The organism is Stenotrophomonas nitritireducens (genome assembly GCF_050984405.1).
Classification (GTDB): Bacteria; Pseudomonadota; Gammaproteobacteria; order Xanthomonadales; family Xanthomonadaceae; genus Stenotrophomonas; species Stenotrophomonas nitritireducens_B.
Map to the genome: position 1 here is coordinate 700071 of NZ_CP158790.1, position 13056 is coordinate 713126.

A 13056-nucleotide genomic window follows, 5' to 3' on the forward strand; every position below is an offset into this window, starting at 1 on the left:
CGGCGAGGGCACGCTCCGCCGGCGTTTCATTGGCAATGCGCATGCGCGGCAAGCCCCTACGGAGGGCGCAAGTTGCGGCAATGCGTCGTAGGTGCCGGGCCTGCCCGGCACGGGCTTCACCGGGAGGTCCGCATGCGGGGCGAGCCCCGCATCTACAGAGTGCATGGATTGCGGCAGCGGACCGCAGGTACCGGGCTTTCCCGGTAATGCCCTGCGGGGCGAGCCCCGCGTCTACGGGGCCAGGGTGGATGTCCGCTCGTCGGCCTCGGCCTGCACCAGGCGCAGGAACAGCTGCGCCAGCGTCACCACGTCCTGGTGGTTGTGCTCGCCGACGCGGCGCAGGTTGCGCGCGCTGCCGCCGCGCAGGTAGTCCAGCCAGGCGCCCGGCGCTTCGGAGCCGGGCAGGTCGTCCTCGCGCTGGATGCGCAGCAGCTGGCGCTCGATGGTCGCCAGCCGGCAGTTCTCCCAGGTGCCGCGGTAGCGGCGGCGCGTCGGGAACAGCAGGTCCACGTGGTCCAGCGCGGAAATCGGATCGCCGCGCCGCGCCAGCCGGTAGCGCGTCTTCAGCAGCGGCGCGTCGTAGCAGCGGCCGTTGTAGCTGGACAGCACCGTGGTCGGCGCCAGCCAGGCGGCGAAGGCTTCCAGCATCGCGCTCTCCGCGCCCATCGTGGACATCAGCAGCTGGCGTACGCGCAGGCCTTCGCCGCGCGCCGCGTCGTGGTGCCAGTCGGCCGCGCCGATCATGAAGGCGCGGGTGCCGGTGCCGCCGGCCAGGCCGGTGGTCTCGGTGTCGAAGAACAGCAGGTCCCGTGGCTGCACTGCATCGTCCGGGCGCTTGCTGAAAGCCAGCGACAGCGGCTGCGTGGGAACCGGCTGCGGCAGGAAGGCTTCGACCAGGTGCAGGCCGGGCGCGATCTCGGTGCCGGGCAGGTCGCGGTCGACCGGCCCGCTGCGGTCGTCGCGCGCCACCGGTGCGATCGCGCGGTGGCGGGTGGCGAGCAGCCGGCGCAAGGCGTGCATGTCCTGCGGCCGGCCCGGGGAACGCGAGGCCGGTGCGGGCGCCGGCGTGACGGGCCTGTGCCGGATCTGCTCGACCCAGCCAAAGACCGAGTCCTCGCGAGCGGGCGATGCCGGCGGCGCTTCGCCGCATGGTGGTGCTTGTCGTAGGAGCGGCTCGGGGTGGCCCTGGGCCATCAGCCGCGAAACCGATGAACCTGCCGAAGCCGGTGAAGCGCCGGATGCCTCCGAAGGAACGGGCATCGCCTCGGCTTCCGACAGTGTCGGCTTCGCGGCTGATGGCCCAGGGCCACCCCGAGCCGCTCCTACGACGGCGGTCTCCGCATGCCCGGCCTGCCTGCGCAGCGCCTTGAGTTTGTCCAGGCTGATGCTCATGGCAGCAGGTCGAGGGCCACGTCCGCTTCGTCGGCCATGACCGCCGGCACCTGGTCGCAACGCTCGTCGGACAGCAGCGACAACACCCGCAGCGCCAGTGAGCGCGGCGTTTCGCCCTGGCCTTCTTCCTGCGCGGCCAGCACCGGGCCGACGCAGGCCGGGCAGCCGGCGCTGCAGTCGCAGCGCTCCACCAGTTCGAGCGCGCGCTGCACCAGCTCGCCCTGGCGCAGCCACAGCGGCTCGCTCAGGCCCACGCCGCCGGGGAAGTTGTCGAACAGGTACACGGTGGGCACGAAGCTCTGCATCAGTTCCACCGCGCCTTCGCCGCCCTCGTTGCCGCGCAGCTGGCCGCGGCCGGCCTGGTCGGCCACCGCGAACCACGCGCCGTCGCCGTTGCCCACCGCCTTCTGCAGGTCGCGCGCGTCGGCCATCACCGCCACGGTGGCGACGATGTGCAGCGCATACGCCGCGCCGAGGAAACCATCCAGCGCATCCTGCTTCTGCGCGAAGCTGCGCAGCAGCGTGGCCTGCGGCAGCTGCCACCACACCGCGGTGGTGTGCAGCTCCTGGTCGGGCAGGTTGACCGGGCCGTAGCCGATGTTCTCGTGGGTGTAGTAGCGGATCTTCTTGTAGCCGGCCACGCGCCGCACCACGTGCACCTCGCCGTGGTGCGCATCGCCGCGCCCGGCGCCGTTGCCGTCGAAGCGATCCAGCACCTTGAGCTTGGTGAAGTCGATGCTGTCGGTGTAGTAGTCCACGTGGGTGCGGGTGACGTAGGCCTTGCGCCCGTCCCAGTCCAGCCGCTCCACCTGGTAGGGCGTGCTCTGCACCATGTGGATCGCGCCTTCGTACAGGGTCAGCGCGGCGGCCGAGTAATCGACCTCGGCGATGATCTGCTGCTTGCCGTCGCTGCGGTCCACCACCACGAAGTTGCCGTCGGCCACCGCGCGCAGGCTCACCGCGTTGGCCGGGTAGCTGTCGGCGATCCACTCCCAGCGGTCGCCTTCCTGGTGCACCACGCCGGTTTCGGCCAGCGCTTCCAGGAACACCAGCGGGTCGATCGGGCCGAACGGCTCGCCGCTCATGAACGGCAGCTCGAAGGCCGCGCAGCGGATGTGGTCGAACAGGATCAGCGGCTGGTCCGGCGCGATGCGCGCGTGCTCGGGCGTGGCGTTGGCGAAGAAATCCGGGTGCCGCACCACGTACTGGTCCAGCGGCTGGCTGCTGGCGACCATCACCCCTAGCGCGGCCTGCTGGCGGCGGCCGGCGCGGCCGAAGCGCTGCCAGGTCGCCGCGACGCTGCCGGGGTAGCCGTTGAGCACCACCACGTCGAGCGCGCCGATATCCACGCCCAGCTCCAGCGCCGAGGTGCTGACGATGCCGTCGATGTCGCCCGCCCGCATGGCGCGTTCCACCTCGCGGCGCTCGGTGGGCAGGTAGCCGCCGCGGTAGGCGCGGATGCGCGCCGGCTTGCGCGGGTCGTTGTCGAAGATGTCCTTCAGGTACTTGGTCAGCACCTCGACCATCAACCGCGTCTGCGCGAACACCAGCGTCTTCAGCCCGCTCTTGATCGCGATGCGGGCGATGCGGTTGGCCTGCGAGCGCGCCGAGGCGCGCAGCCCCAGGTCCGGGTTGACCACCGGCGGGTTCCACAGCAGCACGTGCTTCGGCCCGGTGGGCGCGCCGGATTCGGTGATCGCATGTACCTGTTCCTCGACCAGCGCCTCGGCGTGCGCATGCGGGTTGCCGATGGTGGCCGAGCACAGGATGAACTGCGGTTGCACGCCGTAGAACGCGCAGATGCGCTTGAGCCGGCGGATCACGTTGGTGACGTGGCTGCCGAACACGCCGCGGTAGGTGTGGATCTCGTCGATCACCACGTAGCGTAGGTTCTCGAAGAACTGCGCCCACTTGGTGTGATGCGGCAGGATCGCCTGGTGCAGCATGTCCGGATTGCTGACCACGATGTCGCCGTGCAGGCGGATCGCCTGGCGCGCGTCGCCCGGGGTGTCGCCGTCGAAGGTGAAGGCCTTCACGCCGAGGTCGCCGGCGCGGTTGAGCTCCAGCAGCTCGGCCACCTGGTCCTGCGCCAGCGCCTTGGTCGGGAACAGGTACAGCGCCTTGGCGTTGCCCTGCATGGCCGCGCTCACTACCGGCAGCGTGTAGCACAGCGACTTGCCCGAGGCGGTAGGGGTGACGATGGCCACGTGCTCGCCGCGCTGGGTGGCGTTCCAGGCCTCGGCCTGGTGCGAGTACAGCTGCTTGATGCCGCGTGCCTTGAGCGCGGCCTTCAGCGCGTCGGGCACGTCGTCGGGGATCGGTGCGTAGCTGCCCTCGCGCCCGGGGATCGTGAAACTGCCGGTGACGCGGTCGCCGTAGCGCCGGGCCAGCCGCTGGCCGAGCAGCGCGCCGTCGCGCGAGGGCAGGCCGTCGGTGGTCGCCAGCGCCCGTTCGCTGGCTTCGGTGCGGGGAGCGAGGGAAAACGCCATGCCGGTGCTGCCGATCAAAGGACGGCATGGAAGCACACCGCCGTCTCAGCCTGTGAGACCCGGCGCAGGCTGAACGCCCGCCGCGGCCGCGAACGGAATCTGAAGGCGGCATCCGTATGCTGCCGCCTTCGTAAACCCGCAGGGACATGAACGGTGGCAAGGCGTTGGCGGTTCGCAGCGGTGGTGGCGTGCATGGCGCTGGCAGGTGCCGCGCAGGCGCAGCAGGCCGCGCCCGTCGAGGAGCCCGCGCCCGCCGTGGATGCCGCGCCGCCGGCCGAAGGGGTGAGGACCTTGGAGGAAGTGCGCGCGCTCAAGCCCGAGGACGACCAGCCGCTGGACCTGTACCGCTTCCGCAATCCGGTGAAGGTCGAATCCAACCGGTTCAGCCGCTCGTGGAGCGAGCCGCCCACGCCCGAGCAGGTCAGCCTGAGCGGCGGCTACCTGATGATGGGCATCAACTACGGCCTGCAGGCCGCGGCCAGGGGCCTGCACAAACTGAGCGGCGGCCGCGACCAGATCCAGTCCGCCGTCGCCCGCCCGCCACCGGAACTGAGCGAGGAACAGCGGCGCCGCGCGCTGCGGTTCTGCGCGCAGCAGGAAGGCTGCGTGGCGCCGCCCGGCGATTGAGGGCACGACCGGAGCGACGGCCTTCTCCGCACGGGTCTTCGCATGCTCGAAGCCCTGCATCGGCACGGCCGGCGGCAGCACGATCGCCTACCATGGCGCATCTTCGACGGACCCGCCGCCGTGATCGACCTCCTCCCCCTGAAACAAGCGACGCCGCCGTCGCGCATCGCCGCCTGGGTGCTGATGCTGCTGGGCATGTGGGCGGTGCTGGAACTGGGGCTGGTGGTGACCCTGCTGTCCGGCCTGCTGGTGTTCCACCTCAGCCACGTGCTGGCCTCCACCGTCGAAGGCAGGCTGCCCCCGGGCCGGGCGCGGGCGATCGCGGTGGTGGTGCTGTCGGTGGCGGTGGTCGGCCTGCTGAGCCTGGCGATCGTCGCGGTGGCTTCCTTCTTCCGCAACGAGACCGGCGGCCCGGACGCGCTGTTGGCGCGGCTGATGGAAATCCTCAACACCTCCCGCCACCAGGTGCCGGCGCTGCTGCAGCCCTATATCCCCGAGGACATGCAGGCGCTGCGCGCCGGGGTGAACGAATGGGTGGCCGAGCATCGCCGCCAGCTCGGCGTGGCCGGCACTTCGGCGGTGCAGATCAGCGTGCGCGTGCTGATCGGCATGGTGCTGGGCGCGATGATCGCGCTGTACGACGAACTGCCGCTGCCGCAGATGGGCCCGCTGGCGCGGGAGCTGGTGGGCCGCACCAGCCGCCTGGCCACCGCGTTCCGCCAGGTGGTGTTCGCGCAGGTCAAGATCTCGCTGCTCAACACGCTGTTCACGGCGATCTTCCTGCTTGGCGTGCTGCCGCTGCTGGGCATGCACCTGCCGCTGGCCAAGACCCTGGTGCTGATCACCTTTCTCGCCGGCCTGCTGCCGGTGGTGGGCAACGTCATCTCCAACACCGTGATCACCATCGTGGCGCTGTCGGTGTCGTTCTACGTCGCCGTGGCCGCGCTGCTGTTCCTGGTGGTGATCCACAAGCTGGAGTACTTTCTCAACGCGCGCATCGTCGGCGGCGAGATCCGCGCCCACGCCTGGGAACTGCTGCTGGCGATGCTGGTGATGGAAGCGGCGTTCGGCCTGTCCGGCCTGGTCGCCGCGCCGGTGTTCTACGCCTACGTCAAGCGCGAACTGGTGGACCAGGGCTGGGTCTGAGCGGGGTGTCGCTCAGGACGACACGCCCGCCAGCGCCGCGTACATCACCACCAGCACCACCAGCCCGGAATAGAGCATGCCGATGAACAGGTAGCGCGCCAGCGTCGCCCACCAGCGCCCGCCGTAGACGCGCTGCTGCATCCACAGCAGGTAGACCGGGATCGCCACCCACAGCGCCACGTAGACGCAGTCGCCGACGACGTTGGCGACGGGATGGCCGATGGCGCCGGTGATGCCGATCGTCAGGAACGTCGCCAGCAGCACCAGCATCAGCCACGCATGGCTGTACAGCGCCACCACCAGGTGCTCCAGGTAGCCGGTGCGGCGGCCGAGGTAGGCCGTGCGCAGCACCAGGGCGAACACCGGCATCAGGATGAACAGCGCGCCGGGCAGGGCGGTGAGGAAGGCCTGCACGTACAGGTCGGTCTTGCCGCCCATGCGCTCGATGTTGGCGCGGGTGTTGTCCAGGCGGCGGTTGAACCAGGTGTTGACGAACTGCGGCCAGCCGGCGAACACGACCGGATTGGTTTCCGGGTCCCAGGGCTTGCCGCCGATGGTGTAGTTGAAGACACCGTCGCTATGCCGCCCGGTGGCGCGCACGGCGGCCTGGGCGGCACGCGCCATGGTCGAATCGGCGGCGTCCTTTTCCGGCGGCGCGGCCTGTTTGCCGAGCTCGAGCAGGCGCTGCGCCGCGGCGGCGTTGATCGCGGCCGTGGCGATGGCGAAGCCGGTCACGTTCTGCGGCGCGTCGCCCAGGTCGCGTTCCAGCTCCGCGAGCCGCGCCGTGCGCAGGGTCTCCACCTCGGTCTCGGTCTGCGCGCTCGCGAACACGTTGTTCCGGCCGCCGCTGGTATCGAGGTCGTCCGCATGCAGGGTCAGCTTGCCGACGAAGAAGGTGAAAAGCGTGAGGATCACGAACAGCCGCAGCGGCTGCACGTAGCCCACGCGCTGGCCGTTGAGATAGTTGAGCGCCACCCGGCCCGGCACCAGCAGGTCGCGCAGGGTGCGGAAGATGCGCCCGTCCAGGTGCCAGAACGACTCGAACACTTCCTCGATCGCATGGCCCACGTGCTTGAGCGGGTTGTGCGCCGACTGCCCGCAGTGGTGGCAGTAGTGGCCGTGCAGCGCGGCCTGGCAGTTCCCGCAGGCGCCATGCGCGGGCGCGGCCTGCTCGACGGCGACCGGAGGCGGGGCAGCGGGCAAAGCGTCGTTCTGGCTCATGTGAATGACGGCAGCGGCTCACGGGAGCGGCATACGATAGCCGTGTTTGCCGGCATTGTTCAGCATTGATTTATGCGCGGGGCGCCAGATCGCGGTGGCGATGCCGCGCAAACCAGCGCAGGCAGGCGTCGCTGCGCGGCGCCGACGGACTCAGCCGCGCGGACTGACCTTGCGGTGCCAGAGCGCGTTGACGATCACCCAGCGGCCGTCGAAGCGGCCCATCTGCAGGTGATCGATGAACCAGGGGCTTTCCAGCCGTACCGTGGCGATGTCCTCGTCCACCTGCAGCACCGTCACCGTGCGCTGCCACTGGTCGCGCGGGGTCTTCAGCGCGCCTTCGCGGGTGAAGCGGATCAGCTCGTCCGAGGTCATGCGCCCCAGTCCGAGGGTCTCGTCCGGGTTCGCCACGATGTTGCGCTTGGCCAGGTCGGGGTGAAGCGCCCGCGCCACCCGCGCCGGGTCGCCCTCCAGCTGCCCGTCCATGTAGTCGTAGGCGGTGGCCTCGATGGCCTGCAGCGTGGCCGCGTCCGGCGGCGCCGCGAAGGCGTTGCCGGCGACCCACAGCATTCCCAGGACGAACGAACGCAGTGCGGCGGGCGGCATGGTGGTTTCCTCTCGTGGTCGCGGCAGTGTGCCGGCCCGGCGCGCCGGCGGCCATGGGCCGGTAGTCATCGGCTGCTGGCCCGGCGGGAGGCAGGGTGGGTGCGCCGGATCGCTTGGGCTAAAGTACCGCGATGACGAAAGAGCACATTCCCGGCGGCCTGTTGATCGCCATCGAGGGCATCGACGGTGCCGGCAAGTCCACGCTGGCGCGGGGGCTGGCCGATGCGCTGGAACAGGCGGGCGCCGGGGTGGTGCTGAGCAAGGAGCCGACCGACGGGCCGTGGGGCACGCAGTTGCGGGCCTCGGCCGCGACCGGCCGGCTGAGCCCGGAGGAAGAAGTGGACCTGCTGCTGCGCGACCGCCGCCAGCATGTCGAGGAACGAGTGGCGCCGGCGCTGGAGCGCGGCGAGGTGGTGATCCTGGACCGCTATTTCCCGTCGATGGTGGCCTACCAGGGCGCGGCCGGGCTGCCGGTGGACGAACTGCTGCAGCTCAACGCCTTCGCGCCGCGCCCGCACCTGCTGCTGCTGCTGGACCTGCCGCCGGCCACCGGGTTGGCGCGCATCCGCGCCCGCGGCGACGTGCCCAACCATTTCGAGACGGCGCAGAACCTGGAGCGCTGCCGGGCGATCTTCCAGCAGCTGGAACTGCCCGACAAACAGGTGATCGACGCCAGCCGCAACGAGGCCGAGGTATTGCAGGCCGCCCGCGCGGCGGTCGTGGCCGCACTGGCCCGGCGCCCCGGCATGGACGCCTCCCCGCTGCTGCGGCGCCTCCAGGCGTAGCCGTGGCGGCTGCCTCCGGCCGACCCCGCATGCCGTCGTCCCCTCCGCGCCCGGCCCGGCAACGTCCCGCCGCGACGACCGCCGCCCTGCACCCGCGCAACCGCCACCAGGGCCGCTATGACCTGGATCGGCTGGTCGCGGTCCACCCGCCGCTGCGCGCCCATCTGGTGCGCACGCCCGGCGGCGGGCAGAGCCTGGATTTCAACGACCCGACGGCGGTGCGCGAACTCAACCGCGCGCTGCTCGCCAGCGATTACGGCATCGCCCACTGGACGATCCCCGACGGCTACCTGTGCCCGCCGGTACCGGGCCGCGCGGACTACCTGCACGGCTTGGCCGACCTGCTGGCGGCGGACGGCGACGGTGCGGTTCCACGCGGGCCGCACGTGCGCGCGCTGGACATCGGCGTCGGCGCCAACTGCATCTACCCGCTGCTGGGACATGCCGAGTACGGCTGGCGGTTCGTCGGCAGCGACATCGAGCCGGCCGCGTTGCAGTGCGCCGGCGCCAATGTCCGCGCCAATGGCCTGGAACAGGCGATCGAACTGCGCCGGCAGCACGCGCGCGGCAGCCTGTTCGCCGGCGTGGTGCAGCCGCAGGACCGCTTCCACCTGACCCTGTGCAACCCGCCGTTCCACGCGTCGGCCAGGGAGGCCGTGCAGGGCAGCCAGCGCAAGCTGCGCAATCTCGGCGGCGACAAGGCGGCGCCGCGCGGCAGGCCGCCGCTGCTGAACTTCGGCGGACAGGCCAGCGAGCTGTGGTGCACCGGCGGCGAAGCGTCGTTCCTGCGGCGGATGATCCGCGAGAGCGTGGCCGTGCAGGCGCAGGTGATGTGGTTCAGCTCGCTGGTCGCCAAACGCGAACACCTGCCCGAGCTTCATAAACAACTCGCCAAGGCCGGCGTCGCCGAGGTGCGCGAAGTGCCGATGGCCCAGGGCAACAAGCAGAGCCGCTTCATCGCCTGGACCTTCCATGCCGCCACGCGCAGGCGCCAGTGGTGGGTGGGATAGGAGGCGGCGGCGCCAGCGCATCGGCTGCGCATGGATCGGATCGTTCCGGCGGATTCTGGCCACGGCCACCGGCCGGCCCGGTCACGGTGCCTGAACGCGCCATCGCCGACAGTGCGGCTCCCTCCTGAGGAGTTGCCGCATGCGCAAGAAGACCCTGTCGCTGGCCTGCCTGACCCTGCTGGCGTCGGCGTGCAGCCCGCCATCGCCGCAGGCATCCACGCAGCAGGACGCGGCGGCACCAGCCACCGGGGCCACCGCGGCGGAGCAGGACGACGGCGCGTCGACCGACGCCGGCTTCGAGTTCCCGGCGATCCCGCCGATCATGGTGCCGAGCATCGTCGGCAGCGGCCCGGCGCAGCGGCAGCTGGAAGCCTCGATGCAGGCGCTGATCGACCCGGTGGCCGGCATCAGCGTGCGCCCGGCCAACTGCGCCACCGACGGCGCGCTGGTCAACGAGAGCGGCTTCACCAACGTCGACGGCGCCGGCAACCTGCGCCGCATCGGCAGCGAGGGCGTGTTCGAAGTGGCCGCCGACGGCAGCGGCCTGGCGGTGACCGACGCCGACGTGGTGCGGGTCAATCCCGATGGCAGCGGCAGCATCGTCAACAGCGCCGGCACGTTCGAGGTGCGCGCCGACGGCTCGGGCACCTATGTCGGCGAGTCCGGCCATATCGAGCTGGACGGCAAGGGCGGCGGCATGTGGGTGGGCGACTTCGGCAACATCGAGAACCACGGCGACGGCTCGGGCCGCTGGATCGGCGGGGAAGGCAGCATCGAGGTGCGTGCCGACGGTTCGGGGCGCTGGATCGGCGGGCCCGAGGGCATCGTCGAGAACCGCGGCGACGGCACCGGCACCGTGGGCGCGATCGCGCGCGAAGTGCGCATGGCGCCGTTGCCGCCGCTGCCGCCGGCCGGGCGCTTCCCGCCGCTGGACAAGTTCAAACCCTCCGGCGCGCCGTGCGGCTTCGTCGTCACCCTCAACGACAGGGTGCTGTTCGACTTCGACAAGGCGCAGGTGCGCGACGACGCGGGCAAGGTGCTGGACGCGCTGGCCACCGCGCTGCAGAAGGTGCCCTCGCGCGCCATGGAAATCCGCGGCCATACCGACGCCAAGGGCAGCGACAGCTACAACCAGGACCTGTCCGAACGCCGCGCGCAGGCGGTGGTGGCGGCGCTGCGCCAGCGCGGCGTGGCGCAGGACGCCAGCGCGCGCGGTTACGGCGAGTCGCAACCGGTGGCGCCCAACGAGGTTGACGGCCGGGACAACCCCGGCGGCCGCCAGCTCAACCGCCGCGTGGAAATCTTCGTGCGGACCTGAGCGGGAACCGGGCGCGGGCCCGGGAATGCGGAGCCCGCACGAAGGACGCCGGATTCAGGGAGCGGACCCGGCACCGGTAACGGCCGGGTCGCTCAGTGCGCCCACCACGTCGCCGGCACCGGCATCGGCGCGCCGCCGTCGACGCTGACCTGCAGCTCGAGCACGCGGTCGCCGCCGCCCTGGAAATAACGCAGCTCGAAGGCGTGCGCGCCGCGCGCCAGCGCGCGGCTGCCGTGGGTGGTGCCCGGCGACTGCGGGCCGTCGCGGTCGACCAGCAGGGTGCCGTCGAGCAGCAGGCGCGCGCCGTCGTCCGAGGCCAGCGAGAACCGGTAGACGCCATCGGCGGGCACGCGCACGACACCGCGATAGCGCAGGCCGAACCGTTCCTGCCGGCTGAACTCCGGCAGGTCGATGACGTCGGTGGTATCCGAGCGCGTCGGGCGCATGCCGGGCAGCTCGTCGGTCTTCTGTACCGGCGCCTCGAAGTAGTCGCGCTGCAGGCCGGGCCGGCGCGCGTCGGCCGATGCTGCCGGCGCGGGTTGCAGGGTGGTCCGCGCGTAGCCGGCGCGCATCGTCGGCCCCAGCCGCCCGTCGGCGGTGAGCAGCCGCGCCGCCACCTGCACCGGCGCCGTGCCCAGGTCCAGCACCAGCGGGCCGGTGTAGCGCGGCGAGTCCGCCGTGGGCTCGCTGCCGTCGGTGGTGACGACGATGGCGGCATCGTCCAGCGGCGAGCGCAGCGCCAGCGTGGCCGTGGGCGCCAGCGTCAGCACGTCGCCGTCCAGCCCCAGCACCTCGGGCACGCGGTAGTTGACCTCCAGGCGGCCCAGCGCGGCCAGCTGCGGCCCCAGCCGCGCGGCGAAACCGTCCCAGTCGCGGCGTTCGCGCGCCGACCACAGCACCTCGCTCATCGCCAGCGCGCGCGGCCACAGCATGTACTCGGCGGCCTGCGGCGTGCGGATGTGCTCGGTCCACAGGTTGGCCTGGCCGCCACGCACGTGCGCGGCCTGCGCCGGGGTGAGCTGCGCCGGCACCGGCTCGAAGGCGTACACCTGCCGCAGCGGCAGGTACTGCGGGCAGTACGGTTCGTCGGCCGCGCGCGACTGGCAGTAGTCGAAGTAGGAGTACGACACCGGCGTCATCACCACGTCGTGGCCGCGCCGCGCCGCCTCGATGCCCTCGCCGATGCTGCGCCAGGCCATGATGGTGGTGCTCTTGGCCGGGTCGCCGGCGAGCATTTCGTCCCAGGCCAGCATGCGCCGGCCGTGCTGTTGCAGGTAGCGCTCCACCCGGCGCATGAACCAGCCCTGCAGCGCGTGTTCGTCCTTCAGCCCCTCGCGGCGGATGATCTCCTGCGCCAGCGGGCTCTGCTGCCAGCGCACGATTGGTGCCTCGTCGCCGCCGAGGTGGATGTACTCGGAGGGGAAGATCGCCATCACCTCGTCGAGGACATTCTCGATGAAGGCGAAGGTGGGTTCGCCCGGGCACACCACGTTGTCGTCCACGCCCCAGTCCACCCGCACCTGGAACGGCCCCGGCGTGCACGCCAGCTCCGGGTAGGCGGCCTGCACGGCCACGGTATGGCCGGGCATCTCGATCTCCGGCACCACGGTGATGTGCAGCCGGCGTGCGTACTCGACGATCTCGCGCGCCTGCGCCTGGGTGTAGAAGCCGCCGTAGCGCGTGCCGTCGTACTCGATGCGGCCGTCGCGCCGGTACAGCGCGGTCTGCGCGCGCCATGCGCCGACTTCGGTGAGCTTCGGGTAGCGCTTGATCTCCAGCCGCCAGCCCTGATCGTCGGTGAGGTGCCAGTGCAGCACGTTGAACTTGTAGCGCGCCATCAGCTCGAGCTGGCGCTTGATGTAGTCCATCGGGAACAGGTGCCGTGCCACGTCCAGGTGCAGGCCGCGCCAGGCGAAGCGCGGCGCGTCGTCGATGGCGACATGGGCGATGCCGTCGCCGCCGTCGTCCAGCAGCTGGCGCAGGGTCTGCAGGCCATGGAACAGGCCGGCGTCGTTGGCCGCGCGCAGGTGGATGCCTCGTTCGTCCACGCGCAGGGTGTAGGCCTCGGGGTTGGCGCTGGCCTCCGCGTCCAGCACCAGGGTGAGGTCGGCCGGCGCGCGGCTGCCGGCCGGCGCCAGCGGGCGCTGCCACGCCGCCTGCAGGATGTCGCCGGCCAGCGCGCGCAGCGCGTCCAGGCGCGCCGGGTCGCCCTGCGTGGCGATGCGCAGCGTGGCGCCGGGGCGATAGCGGCCGGGCTGCACGTCGAGCCGCGTGGGCAGGGGCACTACCGAAGGCGTGGCGTGCGTCGCGGCCGGTGAAAACGCCGGCCAGCCCAAAGCGAAGGCGAGCAGCAGCGAGCGGGGAGCGTTCAGGGGCATGCGGGTCTCCGGGGGAGAAGGGACATGGAAAGGTGGCGATTTCCCGCGCGCGCCGACATGATCGGGCGGACGATGGGCGGGGACATG

General features: G+C 71.5%; 9 protein-coding genes and 1 pseudogene. 5 read left to right on the forward strand and 5 right to left on the reverse strand.

Going from position 1 to position 13056, the window contains the following annotated elements; genetic code table 11:
• Window positions 1–231 precede the first annotated feature (231 nt).
• Window positions 232–1386, reverse strand: a pseudogene (locus ABTV91_RS02925) (ribonuclease H-like domain-containing protein); the annotation flags it as partial.
• Window positions 1387–1388: 2 nt separating this feature from the next.
• A complete protein-coding gene (locus ABTV91_RS02930; protein ID WP_433853139.1) occupies window positions 1389–3881 on the reverse strand; it encodes a DEAD/DEAH box helicase in 2493 nt (830 codons plus the stop codon).
• A gap of 192 nt (window positions 3882–4073) precedes the next feature.
• Between ABTV91_RS02930 and ABTV91_RS02935 the strand changes: the two genes are divergently transcribed.
• Together ABTV91_RS02935 and ABTV91_RS02940 are read left to right on the forward strand one after the other, a co-directional pair.
• Window positions 4074–4508: a hypothetical protein gene (locus tag ABTV91_RS02935; RefSeq protein WP_433853140.1), complete on the forward strand. Its 435-nt coding sequence runs from the start codon at window positions 4074–4076 to the stop codon at window positions 4506–4508.
• A 120-nt stretch (window positions 4509–4628) separates the two neighbouring features.
• The gene (locus ABTV91_RS02940; protein ID WP_433853141.1) at window positions 4629–5654 is read left to right on the forward strand and encodes an AI-2E family transporter; all 1026 of its coding nucleotides are present in this window, start codon (window positions 4629–4631) and stop codon (window positions 5652–5654) included.
• Window positions 5655–5666: 12 nt separating this feature from the next.
• Here the strand turns inward: ABTV91_RS02940 and ABTV91_RS02945 are convergent, their stop codons facing one another.
• Together ABTV91_RS02945 and ABTV91_RS02950 are read right to left on the reverse strand one after the other, a co-directional pair.
• Complete coding sequence (locus tag ABTV91_RS02945) at window positions 5667–6875, reverse strand: DUF3667 domain-containing protein (protein ID WP_433853142.1); 1209 nt, start codon at window positions 6873–6875, stop codon at window positions 5667–5669.
• A gap of 150 nt (window positions 6876–7025) precedes the next feature.
• The gene (locus ABTV91_RS02950; RefSeq protein WP_433853143.1) at window positions 7026–7478 is read right to left on the reverse strand and encodes a nuclear transport factor 2 family protein; all 453 of its coding nucleotides are present in this window, start codon (window positions 7476–7478) and stop codon (window positions 7026–7028) included.
• Window positions 7479–7609: 131 nt separating this feature from the next.
• Here ABTV91_RS02950 and tmk point away from each other — a divergent pair, with 131 nt between their 5' ends.
• From tmk to ABTV91_RS02965, 3 genes are all read left to right on the forward strand, one after another.
• On the forward strand, window positions 7610–8263 hold the full coding sequence (gene tmk / locus ABTV91_RS02955) for a dTMP kinase (protein WP_433853144.1): 654 nt from the start codon (window positions 7610–7612) through the stop codon (window positions 8261–8263).
• Window positions 8264–8292: 29 nt separating this feature from the next.
• Complete coding sequence (rlmF, locus tag ABTV91_RS02960) at window positions 8293–9273, forward strand: 23S rRNA (adenine(1618)-N(6))-methyltransferase RlmF (protein ID WP_433853145.1); 981 nt, start codon at window positions 8293–8295, stop codon at window positions 9271–9273.
• A gap of 139 nt (window positions 9274–9412) precedes the next feature.
• The gene (locus ABTV91_RS02965; RefSeq protein WP_433853146.1) at window positions 9413–10591 is read left to right on the forward strand and encodes an OmpA family protein; all 1179 of its coding nucleotides are present in this window, start codon (window positions 9413–9415) and stop codon (window positions 10589–10591) included.
• A gap of 92 nt (window positions 10592–10683) precedes the next feature.
• Here ABTV91_RS02965 and ABTV91_RS02970 read toward each other — a convergent pair whose 3' ends face one another.
• Window positions 10684–12969: a family 20 glycosylhydrolase gene (locus tag ABTV91_RS02970; RefSeq protein ID WP_433853147.1), complete on the reverse strand. Its 2286-nt coding sequence runs from the start codon at window positions 12967–12969 to the stop codon at window positions 10684–10686.
• Window positions 12970–13056 lie beyond the last annotated feature (87 nt).

What these genes read in the sequence shown, in the direction of transcription:
- ABTV91_RS02935 (WP_433853140.1), top strand. Translation starts at nt 4,074, where the DNA reads ATGGCGCTGGCAGGTGCCGCGCAGGCGCAGCAGGCCGCGCCCGTCGAG.
- ABTV91_RS02965 (WP_433853146.1), top strand. Translation starts at nt 9,413, where the DNA reads ATGCGCAAGAAGACCCTGTCGCTGGCCTGCCTGACCCTGCTGGCGTCG.
- rlmF (WP_433853145.1), top strand. Translation starts at nt 8,293, where the DNA reads ATGCCGTCGTCCCCTCCGCGCCCGGCCCGGCAACGTCCCGCCGCGACG.
- ABTV91_RS02930 (WP_433853139.1), bottom strand. Translation starts at nt 3,881, where the DNA reads ATGGCGTTTTCCCTCGCTCCCCGCACCGAAGCCAGCGAACGGGCGCTG.
- tmk (WP_433853144.1), top strand. Translation starts at nt 7,610, where the DNA reads ATGACGAAAGAGCACATTCCCGGCGGCCTGTTGATCGCCATCGAGGGC.
- ABTV91_RS02970 (WP_433853147.1), bottom strand. Translation starts at nt 12,969, where the DNA reads ATGCCCCTGAACGCTCCCCGCTCGCTGCTGCTCGCCTTCGCTTTGGGC.
- ABTV91_RS02950 (WP_433853143.1), bottom strand. Translation starts at nt 7,478, where the DNA reads ATGCCGCCCGCCGCACTGCGTTCGTTCGTCCTGGGAATGCTGTGGGTC.
- ABTV91_RS02945 (WP_433853142.1), bottom strand. Translation starts at nt 6,875, where the DNA reads ATGAGCCAGAACGACGCTTTGCCCGCTGCCCCGCCTCCGGTCGCCGTC.